Source organism: Pseudogemmobacter hezensis (assembly GCF_013155295.1).
GTDB lineage: Bacteria > Pseudomonadota > Alphaproteobacteria > Rhodobacterales > Rhodobacteraceae > Pseudogemmobacter > Pseudogemmobacter hezensis.
Genome location: NZ_JABJXT010000016.1, coordinates 1 through 19,709, shown reverse-complemented (window position 1 = coordinate 19,709; position 19,709 = coordinate 1). Strand labels below are relative to the sequence as shown.

The following is a 19,709-nucleotide window of genomic DNA, read 5'->3' as shown; positions in this document are numbered from 1 at the left end:
CAGAGATCGGGGACCAGGGATTGGGGATCGGGTGTCAGCCGATCAGTGCAAGGCCCGCACCGGCCAGGGCGATGGCTGCACCGGCGCTGCGCGCGATTTTAGCAGAGACCCGCTGGCCAAGCATGATGCCGATGCCGTGCAGGGCGGCGGTGGCAAGCGTGAAGCCAATCAGATAGCCGGTCAGCGAACCAGTGGTCGGCGCCTCGGCACCATGGGCATAGCCATGGAACAGCCCGAACAGCGCCGTTCCGGCCAGCAACAGGCTGTGCGGCAAAGCCGTCGAGGGGATTGCAGCCAGCAGACCCAGCACAATGACCGACCCAAGGATCCAGATCTCGACCCCCGGCAGCGCAAGGCCGGCAAGACCAGGGCCCGCACCCGCCAGCATCGCGCCGACAAAAGTCACCGGCAATGCCCAAAGCATCCGCCCACCGCAAAGCGCCGCGATCAGGCCGACCGCCAGCATCGCAAGCAGATGGTCGGGGCCGGTCACCGGATGCAGAAATCCGCTGGCAAGGCCCGAGGTCTCTGTATGGCCGGGATGCGCGAAGGCAGCACCCGGCAGGGTCATTGCAGCAGCAGCCAAAGCAAGTCTTTTCATGGCATTACCCTTTCCCGCTCGCATCGGCGGTGAATTCTATTTTCGAGGGTGCGCTGTCGTCAGACAATGCACGTGCCTCGGCGAAGGACAGGCGCATCGCGGTGCGCCCGTCATGATAGACAAAAGCCAGATCCTTGCGCTGCTGCACCATCCGGGCGGGCAGCGGGTCGTATAGCACAGCGCCCCCCCCAAAAGAGGGCGTCACCGCGCCGACATCGGCACTGATCGCGGTTTCGACGCGCAAAAGATGCAGGCGCTGGCCCCCGGGGGTCAGGCCGACAAAGGGGATATTGGCCAGCCGCAGGAAGCTGGTCGGATCCTTTGCCTCCTGAAAGCCCTGGACAAAGCTGGCTTCGACCAGATCAAGATCGCGCTCGCGGTCGGGCAGGGGCGGCTGCGCCGCACCCTCGGGCAGATGTGGCAATTGCCACTGACCTGGTGCCCTGGTGTGATTGTGCCCGTGCAGGGGCGGATGATGGTGGTCGTGGCCATGTGAATGCGGGTGGGGATGAAATCCATCATGCATGGCGGGCCTCAGAAGTTTACGGGCTTGTCGATGATGGACTTATGCGCCCCCATCCTGCCGTTTGCGACCATCGCGCCAAGCGCCTCGACCACCACGCGCGTGGCCAGCAGCGAGGTGATGTCCGAGGTGTCATATGCGGGCGCAACCTCGACCACCTCCATGCCGCAAAGCCCCTCGGCTGCCACAAGACCCACCAGTTTCAGAACCTCACGCGGCAGGAAGCCACCCGGCTCTGGCCAGCCGGTTCCGGGCACGAAACCGCAATCGACACAGTCGATATCGAAAGACAGATAGACCGCATCGGTGCCGTCCCAGGCCCGCTCGAGCGCCATTTCGGCGGTCTTGTCGAGGCCGATCTTTTCAATGTCATTGACCGTCAGGATATTGCTGCCGCGTTTCCTGACCTCCTGCACCGCCACGCGGGGCACCTGCCAGCCGCCGATCCCCAGCTGAACAAGGTTCTTCGCCGAGACATTGGGCAGGTTCGTCGCCCAGAAATAGGGCGTATTGTGCATCTTTTCGTCCATGTCGGATTCCTGCATGTCGATATGCCGGTCGAAATGGATGATGCCGATCTTCTTCGAGGTGCATTCGGCGATGCCGCGGATTGTCGGGTAACCGATCGAATGGTCGCCCCCCAGGATCACCGGCATCGCGCCTGCTGAGAAAACATGGCTGATGCCGCGTGAGATCTGGTCAAAGCACTTTTCGATATTGCCGGGGATGGCAAAGATGTCACCGGCATCGCAAAGGGTCATCTGCTCGCGCAGATCGACGCCGGATTCGAAATTATAGGGCGAATACAGCCCCGAAATCCGCCGGATCCCCTGCGGCCCAAAACGAGCGCCGGGCCGATAGGTCGCGCCGCCATCGAAAGGCACGCCGACAATCGCTGCATCATATTTTCCGACATCGCGGATATTCTCGACATAGGGCGCCTTCAGGAAGGTATTGATCCCGGCGAAATGCGGGTTCTCGCCGCGCGAGAAGGTGGGGATGGTGCGATCCTTCAGGCTTTCGGCGCCAGGCAGGCCCATCTCCAGCGCCCATTCCTGCTCGCGCAGGGCTGCCGTATTGGGCAGCTTTTCTTCAAGCCCGATGGCGCGCCAGGCCTGTTTGCCCAGCTTTTCGAAATCGGGGTGGTGAAAACGCCGCATCTCTCTTTGGGGGAAGTGACCCGCCCGCAGGTGTCCGTGAACTCTGGAAGTGCGCATTACAGGCCTCGCCTTTGTGCTGTTTTCCGGGAAGCGGGCGCAGGGGTGCCGCCCGCCCTTTCGACCAAAGCAGGGTCACAGTGGGTAGCGCAGGATTGCGGCCAGATCTTTGCCGCCTGGCAGATCCTGACGTCGCACGCCAAGAATGCGCGCACCGCTGGCAAGCGCCCGGGCGGTAATCTCATCGACCACGCCATAGGCGGTAACATCACTGATGTCCGAGAAGGTGACCGCCCCGGTGTCAGCGTCGATCTGGCCGGGCACCACGGCGTCAATATCGACCAGCAGCACCTGGATCGCACCGAAAGTGGCGGCGCGGGCTGCATCAGAGATATCGGTGGTGGTGCGCTGCTCGCTGCTGCGGCGCTCATACAGATCACGCAGGTCGGCCAGTTCCGCCTCATAAGAGGCGTCAAGCACGGGACGTGAAGCCGCAGCCAGCTGCGCCTCTGACATCTGTTCGGGATTGTCGGAAATCCCGCCTTCCAGCAGATGCGGATAGGTGTTCAGCCGGCGAAAGACCGAGGCCAGCCGCCCCGTTGCAGCCAGGATCAGCGGCGTCTCGCGCCCGGTCAGAACCGTGCGCAAAGCGGTGTCGATCTTGCGGGCATATTGCTCCAGCCGGACATTTTGCCCCTCGGTGCCGCCCATGCGGCGATAATGGCCGCGCCCTTTGATAGAGGCCAGCCCCGCCGCCGAGGCCACATCCTTTGGCATATCCCCGACTTTGATCTCCCGCGGGGGCAGATCGGCGTCGATTTCGACCAGACGGACCGAGTTTTCAGCCAGGGCCAGCACGAAGGCCGAATGCGGGAAAGTGATCGTGCGGAACAGCGGCTTCAGATGCAGCCGGTCTGAAACCATCACCAGCGGCGCAAGCCGGTTGGGCAGGCGATAGGTCAGGATCCGGTCCGGGGTCACGAAGATGGCAAGGCTATGGGCCTGATGCGCCCAGAACCCGTCATCATCGGCCAGATCATCCAGCGCTTCGGAAATGGCATCCAGGTCGCGCTTGTGAAGGCCCCGTTTCTGCAGCTGTTCCAGCGCGTCGCGGGCGAAATTCCCCAGCTCGATGCGCGCGGTTTCGATCTCTTGCGTGACGGGTGTTGTCGGCAGATAGATCGAGGCACAGCCTTCGGCCCGGATTTCTGTCAGCCTGGTAATCTCGTCTCGGGTAGGAATGTCGACATAAAGCACTGAATGCTCCTCTTACTCATTACCGGAACCCGCCAGATCAGAGGGCTTGCACCAACCTGAGCGGTTGATGCGATCTGGCTCACCCCAATCGATAACTGCCTTTGCCCTCATCGATATGGCTAAAAAAGACGGCCACACAGGCGAAGCAACCTGTCGGGGCCGGGCATGTCTCCATACTGCTGATAAGCGCATAGGAAGCAATAAAAATCTGGATGGGGTGGTTGGCCGGCCCGCCCGCTCTGATCCGGCATCCCCGGACCGCACCCGGAATTGCCGCCGCCTATTGAAAGATGTCGATCATATCGACCGGGGGCCAGGAGGCCTGATCTGCCAAAGGCGGCACGGATCCGATAAAGCAAAACCGCAGGCCGGCTGCGGCCAGATTCCGGCCTGTGACCAGATTCTGGCCTGCGACGGGGGTGGTTGATGCGGCCCTCCAGCACTGGGTGAAGGTGGCGGCGCTGCCCAGGCTTTGGGCCAGTTCGGCCAGCCGCATATCCTGTCTTGCGGTGTCGAAATCCTGGGCTGCGGGCATATCGTTCACGCGCCAGTCACCACTGGGGCCGCCGATTTTCCCGATCACGGTTTCGGCCCCCGAAGCATGGCGCAGGATGTGCTGCTCCTGGGCGGAGCCTGTGCTGATATCAGGCCCGATCGAGGCGGTCGAATTCAGGACGCAAGCCTCGCTTTGCACCGCATCGTCGCCGGTCAGCGTCACGCAAAGGCCGTTGGCCTCTTGCTGCCACCGGGCGCTGTGGGCGCTGAGCCCGGCCGTCTCGGGGATCAGGTCATCCTCGCGGGCAAGGGCCGCGATCAGGGTTGAATGGCTGTAATAGAGGAAGGGGTAAAGGTCATGGGCATCGGTCCCTATCCCGCCCTCGTCAATTGAGACATATCCGATAGGGCCAGTGACCGCATCGCCCCAGCCGTCGGCGGTTATGCGGCAATCTGAGGCGCGTTCCTGGCCGAAACCCGCAAGCTGGGCCAGGGTATGTTCGTCGGGGGCCATGATGACCGGCTCAAAGAGGTCGATGGCGGGGGTCTTCTGCGGCTTATACACGACCGAGCCGCGATAATCGGTCAGATAGGCATAGTGGTTCTGACAGGCGTTCAGCACCGCCTCGGGGGTCAGGTTGCGTGGTGCGATTGTGGGGGCGACAGCGATACGCCAGCGGGCGGCCTCGCCCACGCGGGTGATGTAATACATGTCGCTGCTGGGGGTCGAAAGCATCTTTGCCAGCAGGGTTTCCGGCAGGTTGATCTGGCCCGAGATGCCCAGCAACTGCCCGACCGAGCCGATGGCCAGGTCGAAGGCGCGGTTCACCTCGGCCTCGCTATAGCGGCGGCCTGGCACCGAAAGGGCGGGGGCGTGAAAGCCCAGCCTGCCGCGCGGATGCAGCACCCGGTCAGAGACCGCGCCGCGCGGGTCTGAATCGACATGCACCGCCCCGGACATGAAGATAACCGAACAGGCGGATTCGCATGAGGCGCCGTCAGGGATGGCGGTGCCATATTTTCCATGCACGATGGTTGCGATTTTAACCGCCTCGGCCAGGGCCCCGCCTGGGCTGTCGAGGCAGATGCGGCTGCCATGCTGGCCCATGAACTCCGGGATATACGGCCTGAATTCCCAGGTCAGCATCTCTTCGAAAAGCTTCGCATCACCCGGCTCGACGGGGCCGGAAAAGATCAGGCTGCAGCCCATGGCCTTATCTTCATAGGGCCGCAATTTTGGCACAGCAGCGCGATCTGCCTGGCTGTCCTGAGGCGCGGTCTGCGCCAGGGCGGGCGCTGAGAGGACAGTTGCGAGGGCCAGAGCCAGAGACAGGGCGGCCAGAGACAGGGCCAGAGTATGGGCCAGAGTGTGGGCGCAGCGGCGCGGTATCCGGGGAGAGATTTGGGGCGGCACTTGGGACTGGGTCATGATCTCTCCGGCAAGGGAGTTTTCCGGCAGGGGAATTATCCGGTAGGGAATTATTCGGCGGGGCATTTCTCCGGCGGGGCGGAAAATACGCGGGGGCGCGAATGGCTCAGTTCAGCTGGCACAAAGACGCATAGCTTTGCAGCTCTGCCCCGATGCTGGTATCGCCCGTGACCGCCGCAAGGCGGGTGTAAAAGGGCGCATAGGCCACCGCGTTGCGCTTTGAGACGCGGCAGAAATAGGCATCAGTGATCGCGGCGTCGCAAAGGCCACTGGCGCGGCAAAAGCTGATCTGGCTATAGAAGCTGTCCAGCAGCAAAAGCGGCTCGCGGATGGCGATATCGCCATCGCTGCGAAAGACGCTGGCGGTCAGCATCGCGGCATACTGGCGCTCGGAAAGGGAATGTTCGGCCAGCACATTTACCAGATCGGGCTGCGTGCTCCAGAAGGTGTAAAGCTGCTGGCGGGCCCCCAGCAGAGGCTCTTTCGCATAGGATTCGACATAGCCGATGGCGCGGGCCTGGGCGGCATTTTCGCGGGCGGCGGCATGATCGTAGAAATATTTCCAGATGCCGATCACCGCAACCAGCAGCCCGACCATCTTGGTCAGCTGATCCAGCGTGGGCCAGGCCCGCAGGGTCCTGGCGGGCGCGTTTGCGGGCTGGGGGGGCTGGCCCTGGCCCTGATTGCTTTGAACGTCAGTCACGCGCTTCTACCGCGCAGCGCTCTGGGTAATAGGCGACGAGGGTGTCATCCTCGGGCAGGGGCAGGCTGGCGAGACATTCGAAATCGCTGGCCAGGAAAGCCACGACGGCATCGGGGCTGTCCGCTTCGGCGACCTCGATATCGGGGGCGCTGTTGACGACCATATCGGCGAAATCCTGGCCCTTCATATTGGCGGTGCCGCAATCGCTGACCCTGATGAAAAGCGTCTCGCCCGGCTTTGGCGCATAATCGCCGGCGTGATCGCGCAGGCAGGTCAGCGACTGACCGCTGAGCAGGAAGAACCATTCTTCCTCGGTCAGGGCGGGGGTGCTGCTCAGCCCCAGCAGCATGGCAGTCATCAATGACAGCATTTTCATCTTATGGGTCCCGTGGAAAACAGCCGGATAATATCCCTGCAGATAAGCGCAGGCGGTGGCCAAACTCAAGCATTGCCGCGCCGATTGCGGTGATCCGGGCGGGGACAGGCCCTGGGCAATGGCCCCCCGGTCTGCCCAAAGCTGAGGCATTAGCGAATGGCTAATCACGGATGCAAGATTCGCTTATGTTCAAACGGCTCGCATCGGTTTCATGTCTGAACCAGCGGCCCCGTGACCGGGGTCTGGCATGAAAACGAATGAGGGCAGCCGCAATGGCCATCGAAAAAGTCGATACGCTTGTCGTCGGGGCCGGGCAGGCCGGCGTCGCAGCAAGTGAGCATCTCGGGCGGCGCGGGCTGTCGCATCTGGTGCTGGAGCGCAACCGCATCGCCGAGGCCTGGCGGACCGGCCGCTGGGACTCGCTGGTCGCCAATGGCCCCGCCTGGCATGACCGCTTTCCGAACCTGGAGTTTGAGGGCCTGGACCCCGACGCCTTTGCCCATCACGACCGGGTGGCCGAGTATTTTGAGGCCTATGTGGCGATGAACAAATCGCCGGTGCGCTGCGGGGTGAATGTGACCTCGGTGGCGCGTCAGGCCGATGGCACCTTCCGCGTTGAAACCGCAGATGGCGTGATCGAGGCGAAAAACGTGATCGCTGCGACCGGGCCGTTCCAAAAGCCGGTCATCCCGCCGGTGGTGCCCGCAGATACCAACGTGATCCAGATCCATTCGCAAAGCTACAAGAATCCCGATCAGCTGGCCGCAGGCGGCGTGCTGGTGGTGGGTGCCGGCTCGTCGGGTGTGCAGATCGCCGATGAGCTGCGCCGCGCAGGCCGCAAGGTCTGGCTGTCGGTCGGGGCCCATGATCGCCCGCCGCGGCGTTATCGCGGCAAGGATTTCGTCTGGTGGCTGGGTGCGCTTGGCATCTGGGACACGACGACGCCTGCGCCGGGCACTGAACACGTCACCATCGCCGTCAGCGGTGCGCATGGCGGCAATACCGTCGATTTCCGCAAGCTGGCCGCCGAGGGCATGGGCCTTGTCGGCATGACCCAGAGCTTTGCCGATGGCGTGATGCATTTCGCGCCGGATCTGGCGAAGAATGTGGCGATGGGCGATGCGAATTATCTGGGCCTTTTGCAGCAGGCCGATGCCTATATCGAGAAAGAGGGCCTTGATTTCCCGGCCGAGCCAGAGGCGCATCTGATCGGGCCAGACCCCGAGTGTCTGACCGCGCCGACGCTTTCGCTGGATCTGGCCGCCGAGGGGATCACCACGATCATCTGGGCCACCGGCTACGCGCTGGATTTCAGCTGGATCAAAGAGGACATCTTCGATGAGCGTGGCCGCCCGCGTCACAAAGGCGGCGTGACCGAGGTTCCGGGCCTTTACTTCCTGGGGCTGCCCTGGCTGTCGCGGCGTGGCTCGTCCTTTATCTGGGGCGTCTGGCATGATGCGGATGCGGTCGCGGGCCATATCGCAGAGCGGGCAGCGCAGGCGAAGTAATTCAATCCGGGGCCAAATCCAGGGCCATTGGCCCCGGATCTGATCAATGCTTTTGGCCGGATGCCTTTGCGCCCGGCCAAAGGCTGTTCGTTCTGGCCTGCGACAAAGAACCCGGGGCCGAGTCCGAACCTGGAAACTGGTAAAAACCCCTGCACTCGCCCTATAATGGTGTGAATGCTGGCTGGTCGGGGGTGAATCATGGCGCTGCGTTTCACGCTTCGGCAACTGGAATATCTGGTTGCGGTTGGCGATTACGGCTCTGTCACCGAGGCGGCAGAGCGCGTCAATGTCTCGGCCCCTTCGGTCTCGGCGGCGATCTCGCAGCTGGAGCGCGAGTTCCGCATCACGCTTTTCATTCGTCGCCACGCGCATGGTCTGTCGCTGACCGAGGCCGGGCGCAGTTTCGTTGAACATGCCCGCCGGATCCTGGTTGAGGCGTCGCGTCTGAACACGCTCTCGAATGAGGTGACGGGACAGGTGCGCGGGCCGCTGAATGTCGCCTGCCTGATGACCTGTGCGCAGGTGGTGATCCCGTCTTTACGGCGGACCTTCTGCAACGCCTATCCTGAGGTGGATTTCGTCCAGTATGAGCTGGATCACGCCGCGATCATCGAGGGGCTGCGCCTTGCCCGTTTCGATCTGGCGCTGACCTATGATCTGGATGTGCCCCCGGATATGGAGTTCCATGAGCTGGGCGCCCTGCCGCCGCATGCGGTCTTGCATGAGGGGCATCCGCTGGCCGGGCGCGACAGCGTCTCGATCGAAGAGCTGGCGGAATTTCCGATGATCCTGCTGGATCTGCCCTATAGCGCGGCTTATTTCCTGTCGCTTTTCCAGGCCGCCGGATGCAGCCCGAAAATCGCCGAGCGCACCCGCGATATCTGGGTGATGCGGGCGCTGGTGGCCAATCGCTTTGGCTATTCCATCGCCAATATCCGCCCGGCGATTGATCTGGCGCTGGATGGCGGCCGCCTGATCGACATCCCGCTGCGTGGTGATCTGCGGCCGATGCGGCTGGGGATCGTCACCATGCGTGGCACCGCGCAATCCCTGAGCGTGCGCCGCTTTATCGAGTTCTGCAGCGAAAAGCTGCGTGACGGCGTGCATGAGGGGATCAGGAAACTCTCGGTCGGCCCTGATCTGCCGCAGGCCTGATTGCCGCCCCTTTGGCCGGGGCGGCGATCCTGTCACAGATAGAGATGGCGGATGGTGTCATCTGCCAGCATATCCTCACGGCTGCCTTCAACCTCGATCCGGCCGCGCACCACCAGATAGCCGCGATTGGCGATGGTCAGGGCTTTTTCGGCGTTCTGCTCGATCAAAAGCACGGTTTTGCCCTCAGAATGGATCCGCGCCACGGTGTCGAAATACTCGTCGATCAGCTTGGGCGAGAGGCCAAGCGAGGGCTCGTCCATGATCAGAAGCTCCGGGTCCCCAATCAGGGCGCGGGCCAGCGCAACCATCGCCTGCTCGCCGCCAGACATGGTGCGGGCGGGCTGGTTCAGCCGTTCCTGCACACGCGGGAACAGCTCTGACATGGCGGCAAGCCGGGTTTCAAAGGGGATCTTGCAGCCAGAGGCGTCATAGCCCAGCTTCAGATTTTCGCGCACCGTCAGCGAGGGGAACAGCCTGCGCCCCTCGGGCACGAAACCAACCCCAAGTGCCGCCAGCTTATCGGTTCCGGTGCGGGTCACATCCTGGCCCATCATCCGAACCGAGCCGCCTGCAAGCGGCAAAAGCCCGGTCAGCGCCTTGAAGGTGGTGGATTTCCCGGCGCCATTCGGACCCAGAAGGCAGACCAGCTCGCCCTTGCGCACCGACAAAGACAGGCCGCGCAGCATCTGGACCTGGCCGTAAAAGGTGCTGACATCAGAGAGTTCAAGCATTTTCCACCGCCTTCTGGCCCAGATAGGCCTGCTGAACACGCGGCAAAAGCCGCACTTCGGCAAAATCGCCCTCGGCAATCTTCTTGCCATAGTCGATCACGATCACATCATCGGGCAGTTCGGCCACCAGCCGCATGTCATGCTCGATAATCAGGAACGACAGGCCGGGCGTGTCAGCCATCACCCGGCGGATATCGGCCATAAGCCCCGCAGTGTCGCGGTCGTCCATGCCCGATGAGGGTTCATCCAGCAGGATCAGTTTCGGATGCGAGGCCAGCGCCCGCGCAATCTCCAGCCGGCGGCGATCGGCCTGGGGCAGGATGCCTGCCGGCTCATAGCGGCGGGCGTAAAGCTCGGGCGAGATGCGGTTCAGGATGTCGCCTGCCTCGGTCGCGCAGGCCTCCAGCTCGCGGCGCGAGATCCAGGGCAGCAACAGCGCCGTCAGCACCCCGGTTTTGGTGCGGGCATGCATGCCGATGATGACATTGTCGAGGATCGAAAGATCCTCAAACAGCCGCGAGGACTGGAAGGTCCGCGCGATGCCTTTCGCGGCGATTTTATGCGGGGCCAGCGCGGTGATTGTTTCACCGTTCAGCACCACCTGCCCCGAGGTCGGTTTGTAGATCCCGGTGATCAGGTTGAAGAGGGTGGATTTCCCCGCCCCATTCGGCCCGATGATACAGGTGATATGGCCATGCGGCAGGTCGAGATTGACCTCATCCACCGCGACCAGCCCGCCGAAACGGATGCCAAGGCCGCGCAAAGACAGAAGGGGAGCTTTGGTCATCAATGGCCTCCATAGCTGCGCTGGCGTTGCGGGAAGAGGCCTCTTGGCCTGAGGATCAGGAACAGGATCACCACGACCGAGACGAAAAGCAGGCGGTAGTCAGAGAAGATCCGCAGCTTTTCCGGCAAAAGCGTCAGAAGGAACGCGCCGACGATCACGCCGAAGGTATTGTCCATGCCGCCGACGATCACCATGGTCATGATGGTGACAGAGACAAGGAAGGTGAAGTTGTCGGGCGAGATATAAGAGACATAGAAGGCGTAGACCGTGCCCGCGAAGGCCGCCAGGAAGGCGTCGACCGCGAAGGCCAGGATCTTATACCAGGCGACATTGATGCCCTGGCTTTTCGCCGCCAGCTCATCTGCGCGGATCGCGTTCCAGGCCAGACCGATCCGGCTTTCATGCAGGCGCTTGGCCGAGAGGATCGCCAGCCCCAGCAGTACCACCGACAGGTAGTAGAAATTGGCCTGTGCGGGCAGGCGATAGCCAAAGACGTTGATCGGGCTCATGAAGCTATGCCCGAAAAGCGAGGGCGCGGGGATGCCGACCAGCCCGTTCGGGCCGCCCGTCCAGCTAAGGTTGTTCAGCATCTGATGGATCACGATCCCGAAGGCGATGGTCACCAGCGCCAGATAGCTGTCTTTGGTGCGCATCGAGGGGATGCCCAGCAAAAAGCCAAAAGCCGTGGCCACAATCGCCGCCGCAGGCAGCGTCGCCCAAAGCGAAAAGCCGTAATTGATCGCCAGCAGCGCCGAGGTATAGGCGCCGATGCCATAGGTCGCCCCGGTTGCGAAATTCGGGATATTGGCCGAGCCAAGCTGGAAGTTCAGCGCAAGCGCCAGCACCGAATACAACAGCGCGACGATCACCAGATGCATGCCATAGGTGTTTTTGATCAGGAAAAACGGCCAGATCAGCACCAGCACCAGCCCCACCATCAGCGCAAGGCGGCGCGAGCGGCGGAATGCCGCGACGATGTTTTCCTCAATCTGCGGGCGGATCTGCATCGCGGCGAAGGCGGCGGCCATCACGGCCAGCAGCAAAAGGATCACCAGGGTCGATTCTGCGGTCAGAAGACCCCAAAGCAGCGCCGCACCGATCACCTGGGCTGCAATCACCACCAGCGGCGCGGGCAGGGCCAGGTTATCCGGGACAGAAGGATTTTGTGCGCTCATGATCAGACTTTCTCCTGAACGGTCTTGCCGAGAATGCCGCTTGGACGCAGGCAAAGCATGAGGATCACCAGAAGGAACGCGAAGACGAGACGGTAAGAGGCCCCGTCAGGCACTGTGGCCTGGACGACCGATTCCACCGCCGCAATCGCCAGGGCCCCAAGAACGGCCCCCGACATCGAGCCAAGCCCGCCGATCACCGCCGCCGAAAAGCCGATCAGCCCCAGCTGCACGCCGAAGTCAAAGCGCACGACGCCCGCATGGCTGGCAAAGAACAGCGCACCAAGCGCGCCGACCGCCGAGGCCAGGAAGAAGGTAAAGGCGAAGATGCGATCCGGGCGGATGCTCATCAAAAGGGCGGTATCGGGATCCTCGGCCACGGCGCGGATGCGGGTGCCGGTGGGGGTTTTGTGCAAAAGGAACCAGACCAGTGCCACCACCGCGATGGTGGTCAGGATGATCACAACCGGCTGCAGCGGCAGGCGGCCGCCGCCAAAGCTCAGGAAGCCGTCGGCGATGGTCGGGAAGGCTTTGGGATTCGACCCCTGCGGGTAGAAGCCGCGAATCAGCTCGCGTATGGCGGTACCAAGTGCCACGGTCGCCACCAGCGCCATCATGGCGGGTGATTTGCGAAAACGCCGGATCACCAGGCGGTCTGCGCCGACCCCCACAAGACCCGTGGCGACAATCGCCAGCGCCAGCGCGATCAGGATCGCAAAGAGGCCCGCATCACCGCCGATTGCACCGAAAATCAGCTGCAAACTGCCAAGGGCCACGAATGGCGCGATCATCGACACGTCACCATGAGAGAAATGAATGACGTTCAGCAGGCCGAAAAGCAGGCTGAAGCCGATAGCGATCAGGGTATATATGCTACCCATAACTGCCCAGTTGATGATGTGCTGGACAAGAAGGCTGTCCATGGCGGGCCCCTCCGTTGGTTGGTTTTTTGCTTTAGGTGCGATTGATCGGGGCAAGGTAAATGGAAAAGTCACTTCTGGGGCGTAGCTTTTTCTGAAGCGCGGTATCAGGAAAAACGACTTAACAAGGCCAGGGGCGCGCCGGATATTCTCACTATCAGAAAAAACTCCCGGCGGCAGCGGTCTGGTGGCGATCAGCCGAGCGGCATATCTGCACGGGTCCGACACACAGGAGAGGCCAATGTTTTCCAATATGTTCAGCCGTCGCGTGGCGATGGGTGCGGTCCTTAGCGGTCTTATGCTTTCGGTTGCAGGGATCAGCACGCCCGCATTTGCAGAAAAAGCTAAGGTGAAGCTGGGCTTCATCGGCCCGATCTCGGGCGGCAATGCGCAGCAGGGTCTGGGCGCGAAGAATGGCTTCCTGCTGGCGATCGAGCAGGCCAATGCCAACCCCGATGGCGCCTATGAGTTTGAGGGCGTGGTGCTTGACGATGCCTCGGATCCGCAAACCGGCGTTTCGGCTGCGATGAAGCTGGTCAATGATCCCGATGTGGCGGCAGCGACCGGGCACTGGAACTCGCCCGTGGCGCTGGCGACCATGCCGGTCTTTGCCCGCTTCCAGACGTCGCTGGTGGTCTGGGGGGCGATCTCGCCCGCGATCACCGCGCAGAACCTGCCCGAAGTGACCCGCGTGACGCCCACCCTTCTGACCGAGAACAAGCCGCTGGCGGAATGGGCGGTTGCCAATCTGGGCAAGAAAATCGCCATCATCGCCGATACCTCGGATTACGGCACCTCGAATGCGACTTCGGTGCAGGAGTTCGTGACCGCCGCCGGGGGTGAGATCGTCTCGACCGACCTGCTGCCCGTCGGATCGACCGATTTCCGCACCATCCTGACCACGCTGAAAGGCAAAGAGGTTGATGCGATCTATTTCGGTGGCGTGATCACCGAGGCCGGGATCGCCGCGCGTCAGATGCGTGAGGTTGGGCTGGATAAGCCGATGCTGGGGATCTCGGGCATGTATGACCCGGAATTCATCTCGGTCGCAGGCGATGCGGCAGAGCTGGCCATCGTCTCTTACCCGGCAGCGCAATCGACGCCGAAGCTGGAAAAGATGGATGCCGATTATGCAGCCCGCGCCTTCGCAGAACCGGCCAGCCCCTATACCAAATACGCCTTTGACGCGACCAATGTGATCATCCAGGCGATTGGTGAGGTTGGCGTCGAGGACAAGCCCGCGCTTTCCGCTGCGATCCGCGCGATCAGCCATGAGGGCGCGACCGGCCTCATCACCTTTGATGAAAATGGCCAGACCCAGACCCCTATGGAAATCGAGCTGAAAACCGTTCGCGGTGGCGAATGGGTCGCCTATGAGGGCAAATAAGCCCGGCTGAGACCGTTTCGCCTCCTGGCATCGTGCCGGGGGGCTTTTCCTGGAGTAAGAGACATGCCCGTCCACAAGCGGATCCGCCCGTTCAATACCAAAGAAACCTACCCCGAGCAGAAGCTGAACAATGACCTCTGCCAGGCGGTCGTTGCCCGTGGCGCAACGGTTTTCGTGCGCGGCCAGATTTCCCAGGACCTCGACACCCGTGAAAGCCTGCATATCGGCGATGCCGAGGCCCAGGCCCGCAAGGCGATGGAAAACATCAAGATGCTGCTTGAGGAATCCGGCTCGGATCTCTCGCATATCTGCCGCGTCGTGGTCTATCTGATCGACATCCGCTACCGCGAGGCGGTCTATAATGTGATGGGTGAATACCTGCGCGGCGTCTTCCCGGTCTCAACCGGGCTGGTCGTCTCGGCGCTGGCCCGCCCTGAATGGCTGGTCGAGATCGAAGCGACCGCCGTCATCCCCGACGAGGCCTGATCCTATGACATTCTCCATCTCGGCCCGCTGCGCAGATACCGGCATGTTCGGCATTGCGGTTTGTTCCTCTTCGCCTTCGGTCGCGGCACGCTGCGCCCATGTGCGGGCCGGGGTGGGGGCAGTCTCTACCCAAAACGTCACCGACCCGCGGCTGGGGCCGCAGGGTCTGGATCTGATGGCATCGGGACTTTCGGCCGAGGCGGCGCTGGCCGAACTGGTCAAAAGCGCACCGCATATCGAGTTTCGTCAGCTGGCGCTGGTCGATGCCAAAGGCGGCTCGGCCACCTGGTCGGGCGCGAAAACGCTGGGCTGCCATGGCTCGGCCCGGGCGGAAAATGTGGTGGCGGCGGGCAATATGCTCAGCGCGGACACCATTCCGCAGACGATGGTCGATGCCTTCGGCGCGGCCAAAGGCCATCTGGCCGACCGTTTGCTGGCTGCGATGCGGGCGGCGATGGATGCGGGCGGCGAAGAGGGCCCGGTTCATTCCATGGGTCTGGTGATGGTCGACAAGGTCTCCTGGAATGTCGCCGATCTGCGCGTTGACTGGACCGAGGGCGACCCGATTGCCGAATGCGCGGCCCTTTGGGCGCGCTGGCAGGGCGAGATGGAGGCCTATGTCACCCGGGCGCTGAACCCGGGCGGGGCCCCCAGCTACGGCGTGCCGGGCGATCTGTAACCTGATCGGGGGCGCTGCCATGACCGGCTTTCCAACGACGCGCGAGATCCTTGCCCGGCTGATTGCCGAGCCGACCGTCTCGCGCCGCCCCAATCTGGCGCTGCTGGAGTATATTGAGGGGCTTTTTGCCGGCACGGACGCGCGGTTTGAGCGTTTCGCCTCGGATGATGGCAGCCGCGCCAGTCTTTGGCTGACGATTGGTCCTGATGCGCCGGGCGGTGTGATCCTGTCGGGCCATACCGATGTGGTGCCCGTTGAGGGCCAGGCCTGGAGCAGCGATCCCTTCACCCTGACCGAACGCGACGGTCACCTCTACGGCCGTGGCACCGCCGATATGAAGGGCTTTGTCGCCGCAGCGATCCGCGCCGGGCTTCTGGCCACGCAGGCCGATCTGCAGCGGCCTTTGCATCTGGCGTTTTCCTATGATGAGGAAATCGGCTGTATCGGCGTGCGCCCGATGCTGGCGGAACTGGCACGTCGTCCCGGCCCGCGCCCTGCGCTTTGCATCGTGGGCGAGCCGACGGGCATGGGCATCGCCACCGGCCATAAGGGCAAGATGGCGCTGAAAGCCTGCTGCCACGGCCAGGAGGGGCATTCGGCGCTGGCGCCAAAGGCCCTGAACGCGCTGCATCTGGGCGCGGAATTCATCCTGGCGCTTGATCGCCGCCAGGAGGCACTGGCCCGCGACGGTGCCCGCGATGATGATTACGACATCCCCTATTCGACCATCCACGCAGGCGTGATGCAGGGCGGCACCGCGCTGAATATCGTGCCGAACCTGTGCCAGATCGACTTTGAGATCCGCAATGTCGCCGCCGATGATCCGCAGGCCATCCTCGCCGGGATCCGCCAGGACGCAGAGGCGATTGCCGCGCGGCACCAGAACGCCTTTCCGATGGCGCGGATCGGAATTGAAGAGGTCAATGCCTATCCCGGCCTCGACACGCCCGCCGGGTCTGAGGCCGTGCGCTTTGTGCAGGGCCTGCTGGGCGGGGATGCCCGGCTGCTGAAGGTGGCCTTCGGCACCGAAGGCGGGCTGTTCGATGCCGAACTGGGCCTGCCGGTGCTGGTCTGCGGCCCGGGGCATATGGATCAGGGCCATAAGCCCGATGAATTTGTCAGCCTTGCGCAGCTGGCCGAATGCGACGCGATGCTGGCGGCGCTGATCCGGGCGCTGGCGGCCCCTCTTGCCTGAGGGCCCGGTCTGACGGCATTGTGCCCGCAGATGCCACCAGACCCATGAGGATATGATGGAGCTGAAATGGCTTGAGGATTTCCTCAGCCTTGCCGAGAACCGCAGCTTCTCGCGCGCGGCAGAGATGCGCAATGTCACGCAGCCCGCCTTCAGCCGCCGCATCCGCTCGCTTGAGATCTGGCTGGGATGCGAGCTGTTCAACCGCACCAGCTATCCGGTTTCCCTGACGCAAGAGGGCCGCGCCTTCCTGGAAACCGCCGAGGAAACCGTGCGTCAGCTTTACCAAAGCAAGGCCAATTTGCAGGGCCGCGGCTTTGGCCAGCTGCCGCAGGCGAGTTTCGCGCTGACGGCGCTGCACACGCTGACCACCACCTTCCTGCCGCGCTGGCTGACGGTCTTGCGCGAGCGGATCGGCCCCGTGGGCAGCCGCGTTCTGCCCGAGAATTTCCTCTTGTGCCTGCAGGCCCTGGCCGAGGGCGGCTATGATTTCTTCCTGACCTTCCATCATCCCAGCGTGCCGCTGCCGCTGGATCCGCAGCGCTTTCCGCATGCAACCATCGGCCAGGACCGCCTGGTGGCAGTGGCGCAGACGGGGCGGCTGGCCGAATGGCAGGCGGCAAACCCGACGCTGCCGATGCTGCAATATTCGCGCGGCTCGTTTCTGGGGCTTTTAACCACGGTCGCGCAAAGCCAGCCAGGGGCACCCGCAACCCATGTTGTGCACGTCAATGAAAACTCAATCGCCGAGGCGATGCGCTCAATGGTGCTGGAAGGGCATGGCGTCGCCTGGCTGCCGCAGGCGCTGATCGCGGGGGATATTGCGGCGGGGCGGCTTGAGGTGGTCGCGCCCGGCCTGCCGATGGAGATCCGGCTTTACCGCAATGCCGAACGCGCCCGCCCGATTGTCGAAAAGGTCTGGACAGCGGCCCAGGGCATGGCTGATCCTTATGCCGATCCGGCATAACCTTTGCCGCAACGGCATTGGCCGCCGCCTGTCACGCAGAATAATAACGCAGGTAACCGGCCTGAAACAAAGTCATGTAATGATCAGAGTGCGGTCCGGACTTGTGCCTGGCCGGTGTTGTGAAAAGGACTTAGCCAAATGTTAGCCACCCTGCGCCACCAATCCCGCTATTCTGTTCTGGTTCTTGTCGGGCTTGCGACTCTTTTCTTCCTGGCGCTGGTGCCGTTCTCACTATGGTGGCTGCTGCCTGCGGGGGTGATGGCGGCGCTGACCGCGCTTGGCCTTCATGACGTGACCCAGACCCGGCATGCGATCCTGCGCAACTATCCGGTGATCGGCCATCTGCGCTTTCTGATCGAAAGTTTCCGCCCCGAGATCCGGCAATATCTGCTGGAAGGTGACCGCGACGAAGAGCCGTTTTCACGAGAGGCCCGCGCCCTTGTCTATCAGCGCGCCAAAGGGGCCGAGGACAAGCGCCCCTTCGGCACCACCCATAATGTCTATGGCTCTGGCTATGGCTGGATCACCCATTCGGCCGAGCCTATCCATCTGGCAGATAAGGATTTTCGCGTGACAATCGGCGGGCCGGATTGCACGCAGCCCTATGATGCCAGCCTTTACAATATTTCAGCCATGAGCTTCGGGGCCCTGTCGGGCAATGCGATCCTGGCGCTGAACCGGGGCGCAAAGGCGGGCGGTTTCGCCCACGATACCGGCGAAGGCTCGATCTCGCGCTATCACCGTGAAGGTGGCGGCGATCTGATTTACCAGGTGGCCTCGGGTTATTTTGGCTGCCGCAATGATGATGGCAGTTTCTCACCTGAGAAATTCGCAGCCCAGGCCGCCGATCCCCAGGTGAAAATGATCGAACTGAAGTTGAGCCAGGGCGCAAAGCCCGGCCATGGCGGCATGCTGCCCGCCCCGAAAATCACCCGTGAGATTTCTGAGGCCCGCGGCATCCCGATGGGGATCGACTGTATCTCGCCGCCCGCGCATAGTGCCTTTTCATCGCCTTTGGGGCTGGTGAATTTTATCGCCGAATTGCGCCGTCTGGCGGGCGGAAAGCCTGTCGGCTTCAAGCTGTGCATCGGGCATCGGCGTGAATTTATGTGCATGGTCAAGGCGATGCTGGAAACCGGGATCACCCCCGATTTCATCGTGGTCGATGGCAAAGAGGGGGGGACAGGTGCGGCCCCGCTGGAATTTGCCAATCGCGTCGGCATGCCGATGCTTGAAGGGCTGACTTTTGTCCATAACACGCTGCGCGGCGCGGGCCTGCGGGACCGGATCCAGATTGGCGCGGCGGGCAAGATCATCTCGGCCTTTGATATTGCGCGGGCGCTGGCTCTGGGCGCTGACTGGTGCAATTCGGCGCGGGGTTTCATGTTTGCCATCGGCTGCATCCAGGCGCAAAGCTGTCACACGAACAAATGCCCGGTCGGTATCGCAACCCAGGATCCTTTGCGCCAGAAAGCGCTGGATGTGGGCGATAAAAGCGACCGCGTGGCGCGGTTCCACCGCAATACGATGCATGCGCTTGGCGAACTGGCCGGGGCGGCAGGGCTGAACGACCCGCGCGATTTCATGCCCTATCACTTCATGTTCCGCCAAAAGGACAATGAATTCAGCGACGGCAACGAAATCTACAGCTATCTGCCCGAGGGCTTTTTGCTGCAGGGCCCCGAGATCAAAGGCCTCGAAAGCTGGTATAGCCGCTGGGAGCGGGCGCGCTCGGAAAGCTATGCCACCTCTGAGATCCCGCTGGGCCCCTTTGAGCGCAGCCAGAAAGCCGAGCCGCCCCGGCAGCATGTCGCAATTTCAAAGGGGTAGCAGAGACCGCGGAAGATGGGGCACAGGTTAGGGCAGGTCCCGGATCATCCTCTGATACCGCGCGACTGTCCTGGAAACCGCATCGGCAAGGCCGGGCAAATCCATCAGGCGGCGCATTTCTTCGCCCAGCCTGTCTTTGTGCCGCAGGATGGAAAGGTCAGGCGTTGCTGCCCGGGACCGCAGCTCAAAATAGCGGGCGTCATGGCGTGATTTTTTAATATCCAGCGCGGCTTTGTTGCACTATCCGGCCGGCTCATGGATTCATGTTTGTGAGTCAGCGGGTTAGGTTGGCTCTATGAGCAAGCCGATCCCTCTTTTTCGCACAACGAACTGGTCGAGCTACAGCCGGGCCCT

19 protein-coding genes are annotated in these 19,709 nt (G+C 62.6%); 8 read left to right on the top strand and 11 right to left on the bottom strand.

Features of this window, described 5'->3' with window-relative positions:
- Positions 1–34: 34 nt before the first annotated feature.
- The 7 genes from HOY34_RS16225 to HOY34_RS16195 all read right to left on the bottom strand — a co-directional run bounded on the left by HOY34_RS16225 (position 35) and on the right by HOY34_RS16195 (position 6,535).
- Entirely contained in the window at positions 35–601 is a 567-nt protein-coding gene (locus HOY34_RS16225; protein WP_172364712.1) for a HupE/UreJ family protein, read from the bottom strand.
- 4 nt (positions 602–605) lie between these two features.
- Positions 606–1,025 carry a hypothetical protein gene (locus HOY34_RS16220; protein WP_216654801.1) on the bottom strand — a complete coding sequence of 140 codons (420 nt, stop codon included), beginning with the start codon at positions 1,023–1,025 and terminating at the stop codon, positions 606–608.
- Positions 1,026–1,135: 110 nt separating this feature from the next.
- Entirely contained in the window at positions 1,136–2,341 is a 1,206-nt protein-coding gene (locus tag HOY34_RS16215) for an agmatinase family protein (protein ID WP_172364708.1), read from the bottom strand.
- A 75-nt stretch (positions 2,342–2,416) separates the two neighbouring features.
- Positions 2,417–3,538, bottom strand: a complete 1,122-nt coding sequence (locus tag HOY34_RS16210; protein WP_172364706.1) for a baeRF11 domain-containing protein — start codon at positions 3,536–3,538, stop codon at positions 2,417–2,419.
- Between the two features lie 280 nt (positions 3,539–3,818).
- The gene (locus HOY34_RS16205; protein ID WP_172364704.1) at positions 3,819–5,462 is read right to left on the bottom strand and encodes a COG3904 family protein; all 1,644 of its coding nucleotides are present in this window, start codon (positions 5,460–5,462) and stop codon (positions 3,819–3,821) included.
- Positions 5,463–5,568: 106 nt separating this feature from the next.
- On the bottom strand, positions 5,569–6,165 hold the full coding sequence (locus HOY34_RS16200; RefSeq protein ID WP_172364702.1) for a hypothetical protein: 597 nt from the start codon (positions 6,163–6,165) through the stop codon (positions 5,569–5,571).
- On the bottom strand, positions 6,158–6,535 hold the full coding sequence (locus tag HOY34_RS16195; protein ID WP_172364700.1) for a hypothetical protein: 378 nt from the start codon (positions 6,533–6,535) through the stop codon (positions 6,158–6,160). Before HOY34_RS16195 ends, HOY34_RS16200 begins: the two co-directional genes overlap by 8 nt.
- A gap of 278 nt (positions 6,536–6,813) precedes the next feature.
- Between HOY34_RS16195 and HOY34_RS16190 the strand changes: the two genes are divergently transcribed.
- Both HOY34_RS16190 and HOY34_RS16185 read left to right on the top strand, forming a co-directional pair.
- Complete coding sequence (locus HOY34_RS16190) at positions 6,814–8,049, top strand: flavin-containing monooxygenase (RefSeq protein WP_172364698.1); 1,236 nt, start codon at positions 6,814–6,816, stop codon at positions 8,047–8,049.
- 198 nt (positions 8,050–8,247) lie between these two features.
- The gene (locus HOY34_RS16185; protein ID WP_172364696.1) at positions 8,248–9,204 is read left to right on the top strand and encodes a LysR family transcriptional regulator; all 957 of its coding nucleotides are present in this window, start codon (positions 8,248–8,250) and stop codon (positions 9,202–9,204) included.
- Between the two features lie 32 nt (positions 9,205–9,236).
- Here HOY34_RS16185 and HOY34_RS16180 read toward each other — a convergent pair whose 3' ends face one another.
- From HOY34_RS16180 to HOY34_RS16165, 4 genes are read right to left on the bottom strand one after another with little or no spacing between them, the layout of a single operon-like run.
- Positions 9,237–9,935, bottom strand: a complete 699-nt coding sequence (locus tag HOY34_RS16180; RefSeq protein ID WP_172364694.1) for an ABC transporter ATP-binding protein — start codon at positions 9,933–9,935, stop codon at positions 9,237–9,239.
- Positions 9,928–10,722, bottom strand: coding sequence for an ABC transporter ATP-binding protein (locus HOY34_RS16175; protein WP_172364692.1), 795 nt, complete (start codon positions 10,720–10,722; stop codon positions 9,928–9,930). The genes HOY34_RS16180 and HOY34_RS16175 overlap by 8 nt, the downstream gene beginning before the upstream one ends.
- Positions 10,722–11,897 (bottom strand): branched-chain amino acid ABC transporter permease, encoded by a 1,176-nt coding sequence (locus HOY34_RS16170; RefSeq protein ID WP_172364690.1) that lies wholly within the window; start codon positions 11,895–11,897, stop codon positions 10,722–10,724. The genes HOY34_RS16175 and HOY34_RS16170 overlap by 1 nt, the downstream gene beginning before the upstream one ends.
- 2 nt (positions 11,898–11,899) lie before the next feature.
- Complete coding sequence (locus HOY34_RS16165) at positions 11,900–12,817, bottom strand: branched-chain amino acid ABC transporter permease (RefSeq protein WP_172364688.1); 918 nt, start codon at positions 12,815–12,817, stop codon at positions 11,900–11,902.
- Positions 12,818–13,055: 238 nt separating this feature from the next.
- Between HOY34_RS16165 and HOY34_RS16160 the strand changes: the two genes are divergently transcribed.
- The 6 genes from HOY34_RS16160 (at position 13,056) to HOY34_RS16135 (ending at position 19,355) form a co-directional block, all read left to right on the top strand.
- Positions 13,056–14,201, top strand: a complete 1,146-nt coding sequence (locus tag HOY34_RS16160) for a branched-chain amino acid ABC transporter substrate-binding protein (RefSeq protein WP_172364686.1) — start codon at positions 13,056–13,058, stop codon at positions 14,199–14,201.
- A gap of 63 nt (positions 14,202–14,264) precedes the next feature.
- Complete coding sequence (locus HOY34_RS16155) at positions 14,265–14,687, top strand: RidA family protein (RefSeq protein ID WP_172364684.1); 423 nt, start codon at positions 14,265–14,267, stop codon at positions 14,685–14,687.
- 4 nt (positions 14,688–14,691) lie between these two features.
- Entirely contained in the window at positions 14,692–15,366 is a 675-nt protein-coding gene (locus tag HOY34_RS16150) for a DUF1028 domain-containing protein (RefSeq protein ID WP_172364682.1), read from the top strand.
- A gap of 19 nt (positions 15,367–15,385) precedes the next feature.
- Complete coding sequence (argE, locus tag HOY34_RS16145; RefSeq protein ID WP_172364681.1) at positions 15,386–16,561, top strand: acetylornithine deacetylase; 1,176 nt, start codon at positions 15,386–15,388, stop codon at positions 16,559–16,561.
- Positions 16,562–16,616: 55 nt separating this feature from the next.
- Entirely contained in the window at positions 16,617–17,525 is a 909-nt protein-coding gene (locus tag HOY34_RS16140; RefSeq protein ID WP_172364795.1) for a LysR family transcriptional regulator, read from the top strand.
- 138 nt (positions 17,526–17,663) lie between these two features.
- Positions 17,664–19,355 carry an FMN-binding glutamate synthase family protein gene (locus HOY34_RS16135; protein WP_172364679.1) on the top strand — a complete coding sequence of 564 codons (1,692 nt, stop codon included), beginning with the start codon at positions 17,664–17,666 and terminating at the stop codon, positions 19,353–19,355.
- The last annotated feature ends 354 nt before the right edge of the window (positions 19,356–19,709 follow it).